This is a genomic window from Intestinibacter sp. (assembly GCF_022780145.1).
In the GTDB taxonomy this organism is placed as follows: Bacteria; Bacillota; Clostridia; order Peptostreptococcales; family Peptostreptococcaceae; genus Intestinibacter.
Genome location: NZ_JALEXO010000022.1, coordinates 1 through 4937, shown reverse-complemented (window position 1 = coordinate 4937; position 4937 = coordinate 1). Strand labels below are relative to the sequence as shown.

The window sequence follows — 4937 nt, the reverse complement described above, 5'->3', positions numbered from 1 at the left end:
ATAGCTTATTTACCTGGATATAGACTCGGAGGAAAGACAGGAACAGCCCAAAAGGTCATAGATGGAAAATACGCACAGGGAAAATACATCTGCTCCTTTGTAGGTGTAGCTCCATGTGACGACCCTCAAATAGTAGTACTGGCAATAGTAGATGAACCTACAGATGTAGTGGCATTTGGTTCAACTACAGCGGGACCTATTATAAAAGAAGTTATGAGTCAAAGCTTAGAATATTTAGGTGTTAAAAAGGTCTATACAGAAGAAGAAAAAAAAGAAAACGAGAAAAAACAAGTTGAAGTTCCAGATGTCAGAAATTTAACTATAAAAGAAGCTACTAAAATATTAGAAGAAAATAACTTAGAATCAAATTTAGACACAGATATAGAAATAGATGATAAAGCTATCGTCACAGATATGTTTCCAAAGCCTGGTATCAAAGTAAATGAGGGCTCTAGTATATCCTTATATTTTAAAAATTGACGATAAAAAACTACATTATAAAACTCTGTATATTTAATTTATCGAGCATTATTAAAAAATAATACATAAAATGATTATAAAATAAGACTTACTATTATAAATAGCTTCAAAAATAAATGAATTTGGTATATAATTATTAAGATTGGAGATGCAGATAATATTATATAGTCATCAAAAGAAAAACTTTAATTTTAAAAAGGAATATTTAGCATAAAAAAAGTTAATAATTGCAAATGAGAAATATTAAATTAAAAAGATGAAACAACAGGGAGAGGAGTTTTAAATAATGTTAGGAATTACAGAACTTACGTATACAGCAATGATTGGTTTTTTAATAGTAATAATACTTGGACCAATATTTATACCAATGCTTGCTAGATTTAAATTTGGTCAAACGGTCAGAGATGAAGGACCTCAATCACACTTAGCTAAAAATGGGACACCTACAATGGGTGGAATAATGATGATAGTGGCTATATTAATCACAGGGCTTACGAGAGCTCATATAAGCCAAAGTCTAATAGTTGGTTTAATTTGCATAGTCGGATTTGGATTTGTAGGATTTTTAGATGACTTTATAAAAATAAAAATGAAAAGATCTTTAGGACTTAAAGCTTATCAAAAGATAATACTACAATTTGCTCTTGCTTTATATGTCGCTTATTATCAATATAGTGCATCACCAAGTGCTACACAACTTATGATACCATTTACAGATCACGTAATAAATCTAGGAATAATGTACATTCCATTTATGATGATATTTATAATAGGAACTGTAAATGCAGTAAATTTAACAGATGGACTTGATGGCTTGGCATCAGGAGTTACTTTAATAGTATCTACTTTCTTTATGATATTTGCAGTATCACTATCTAATTCTGATGTTGCAATACTTGCTGCTGCAACAGCTGGTGCTTGCCTAGGATTTTTAGCATTTAATTCATATCCTGCTAAGGTATTTATGGGAGATACAGGCTCTATGGCATTAGGAGGAGCAGTAGTTGCTTTTGCGACTCTTACTAATTCTCCACTTCTAATAATAATAGTAGGATTTATATACTTAGCTGAAGCTCTATCTGTTATGCTACAAGTAAGTTACTTTAAATTAACTCATGGAAAAAGAATATTTAAAATGGCACCACTTCATCACCATTTCGAACAATGTGGATGGCCAGAAACAAGAGTTGTATTCATATTCTGGATTGCAACTGTAGTTTTATGTTGGATAGGTGTTTTAGCAGTATTTTAAGTAAGTGATGGGGGTAAAGAAAATGGATTTAAAAGGAAAGAATGTATTGCTTATAGGTTTAGCAAAGACTGGTATATCAACTATCAAATTATTAGATAAATTAGAAGCTAATATAACAGTTAACGATATAAAAACAGAAGAAAAATTATCAGATATATTAAGTGAATTAAAGGATATAAAAAACGCAAAATATATACTTGGATATCATCCAGAAGAAGTATCACATATTGATTTAGCTGTAGTATCTCCTGGAGTACCTCTTGATTTACCTTTCATAAAAAAATTATATTCTAGCAATATAGAAGTAATTGGAGAGGTAGAATTAGCGTACAGATTACTAGATAACCCTACATTTGTAGGTATTACAGGTACAAACGGAAAGACAACAACTACATCTTTAGTAGGTGAAATATTTAAAGCTGCTAAGGAAGACACTTATGTAGTTGGAAATATAGGTAAACCAGTAATAGAAACTGTCGGAGTAGCAAACGAAAAATCTGTCTTAGTTACAGAGCTTAGTAGTTTCCAATTAGAAAGTATAGTAGATTTTAAACCGAGAGTAAGTATGATACTTAATCTTTCACCAGACCATTTAAATAGACACCATACTATGGAAAATTATATAATGGCAAAAGCTAACATATTTAAAAATCAAGACAAAAATGATTTTACAATATTAAATTACGATGATGAAGCTGTCAGAGAATTGGCAAATAAATGCAACTCTCAAGTTCTATACTTCTCAAGAAAATCACAAGATGTAAGTGGAGTATATGTAAACGACGAAGGCAACATAGTAATAAATGTAGATAAAAAAATAGTCCTTCTAAATAAAGACGAACTTAGTTTACCAGGAGGACATAACCTAGAAAACTGCATGGCAGCAGCTCTAGGTGCATATGTACTAGGTGTAGACTTAGATGTCATTAGAGAAGTTTTAAAAACTTTTAAAGCAGTAGAACATAGATTAGAATATGTAAGAACTCTTGATGGAGTTATGTATGTAAACGACTCAAAGGGTACTAATCCAGATTCAACTATTAAAGCTGTTACTTCTTACAAAAATCCTATTATATTAATAGCTGGAGGATATGATAAGGATAGTACTTACGATGAACTTTTAGATATTGCCAAGGAAAATGTAAAAGCTTTAGTTTTATTAGGTGCAACTGCGCCAAAGATAGAAGCTTGTGCAAAAACTAAAGGATTTGAAACAATTAAAAGAGTGAAAGACATGAAAGAAGCAGTAAAAGTTTCTCATGAGCTTGCAAGTGAAGGAGATGTTGTTTTACTTTCTCCAGCATGTGCAAGCTGGGATATGTACACAAGCTTTGAAGTGAGAGGACGCGACTTCAAAGATAATGTAAACAATTTATAATTTAAATCTCTTCCTTCAAAGCTAATAGCGATGAGGAGGGTAGTCATTCATATGCCTAATGAAAATTTGAAAAGAAGAAAACAAATTACACAGGGGATGAAGACGGAGTTTGATTTAGTAATTTTTTATACCACAATTGCGTTGGTATTGTTTGGAATAGTCATGGTGTTTAGTGCAAGCTATGTTCAGGCTTCATTTAAGCATCATGACGGTTATTTCTTTTTAAAAAGAGATATAATTTACGCTATATTGGGATTTGGTGGTATGATATTTATGTCAAATATCGATTATAATATCTGGAAGAAAAATTCGCTTCCGCTTTGTATATTTACAGTCATATGTCTAGTATTAGTCTTAACTCCTCTAGGAATAGAGGCTAATGGGGCAAAAAGATGGCTCGGTATAGGAGGGGCGACCTTTCAACCGTCGGATATAGCGAAGTTTGTTACTATAATAATAACGGCAAAGGTTATAGAAAAAAGATACGACGATATAAAATCCTTAACAAAGGGTGTTATACCTATTTTAATAGTACCGTCGATATTTTTCGTACTTATAATGCTACAGCCTAATATGTCTACTGCTGGAACACTTATAATAGTAGTTTTCATAATGCTGTTTGTAGCTGGTATGAATATGAGATTTGTACTCAGTATGTTGGTTATGGGATTTGGGTTGTTTATAGCCTTAGTAATAGCAGAACCATATAGGTTGAAGCGATTTACAGCGTTTTTAGATCCATTTCAAGATCCTCTTGGAAGTGGATATCAGGTTATACAAAGTCTCTATGCTATAGGCTCAGGCGGGCTTTTTGGTTTAGGACTTGGTAAGAGCAGACAAAAGTATTTTTACATACCAGAGCCTCAAAATGACTTTATTTTTGCTATAATAGGTGAGGAGTTAGGTCTTGTAGGCTGTATTTTGGTTATAATGTTGTTTGTAATATTAGTCTATAGATGTGTTAGAATCGCTCTAAAGACAAAGGATTTATTTGCATGTATGGTAGTTATAGGGATAGGAGCTCAAATAGGAATACAGGCGGCTTTTAATATAGCTGTAGCGACATCTTCTATGCCGGCTACGGGGGTGGCTCTTCCATTTATAAGCTATGGAGGAACCTCGCTTACAGTACTAATGGGTGAAATCGGAATTGTTTTGAATATATCAAAGAAAGTGAAAATTAATTAACAGGAGATGATGAAGTGAAGGTATTATTAGCAGGCGGTGGTACTGGAGGACATGTATATCCAGCTATAGCCATAGCAAATAAAATAAAAGAACATAATCCTGATTGTGAGATTTTATTTGTCGGAACTAAAAAGGGTATAGAATCTGAAATAGTTCCAAAGGCAGGTTTTGAATTAAAAACAGTCACAGTTCAAGGTTTTAAAAGAAAAATAGACTTAGATAATATAAAGAGAGTATTTAAATTATGTAAAGGTCTAGAACAATCTAGAAAAATAGTAAAAAAATATAAACCAGATATAGTTATAGGGACTGGAGGATATGTAAGTGGGCCAGTTTTATTTAATGCAGCTATGAGTAAAAAAGTAACTATAGTTCACGAACAAAACTCATTCCCAGGAGTTACAAATAAAATACTTTCTAGAGTTGTTACAAAGGTCCTTACGAGCTTTGAGGACTCTCACAAGAGATTTCCAGAACAAAGTCAAGGTAAACTAGTACTTACAGGAAATCATGTCAGAAAAGAAATTCTACAAGCTAGAAAATATATATCTAGAAAAAATCTAGGTATAGCTGAAGATAAAAAAATGGTTTTATGTTACGGAGGTAGCGGTGGATCAGAAGAAATAAACGATGCTATGA

5 protein-coding genes are annotated in these 4937 nt (G+C 32.2%); all 5 read left to right on the top strand.

The genetic code is table 11. The features are described 5' to 3' along the window. Positions 1–480, top strand: a 480-nt coding sequence (locus MR593_RS00900; RefSeq protein ID WP_290685942.1) for a PASTA domain-containing protein, incomplete at its 5' end; no start/stop codon positions are given. Between the two features lie 283 nt (positions 481–763). Further along, positions 764–1732 carry a phospho-N-acetylmuramoyl-pentapeptide-transferase gene (mraY, locus tag MR593_RS00895; protein WP_290685944.1) on the top strand — a complete coding sequence of 323 codons (969 nt, stop codon included), beginning with the start codon at positions 764–766 and terminating at the stop codon, positions 1730–1732. Positions 1733–1754: 22 nt separating this feature from the next. After that, on the top strand, positions 1755–3110 hold the full coding sequence (murD, locus tag MR593_RS00890; RefSeq protein ID WP_290685939.1) for a UDP-N-acetylmuramoyl-L-alanine--D-glutamate ligase: 1356 nt from the start codon (positions 1755–1757) through the stop codon (positions 3108–3110). Positions 3111–3161: 51 nt separating this feature from the next. Beyond that, complete coding sequence (spoVE, locus tag MR593_RS00885; RefSeq protein ID WP_290685936.1) at positions 3162–4298, top strand: stage V sporulation protein E; 1137 nt, start codon at positions 3162–3164, stop codon at positions 4296–4298. 14 nt (positions 4299–4312) lie between these two features. Continuing rightward, positions 4313–4937, top strand: a 625-nt coding sequence (locus MR593_RS00880; protein WP_290685933.1) for a UDP-N-acetylglucosamine--N-acetylmuramyl-(pentapeptide) pyrophosphoryl-undecaprenol N-acetylglucosamine transferase, incomplete at its 3' end; no start/stop codon positions are given.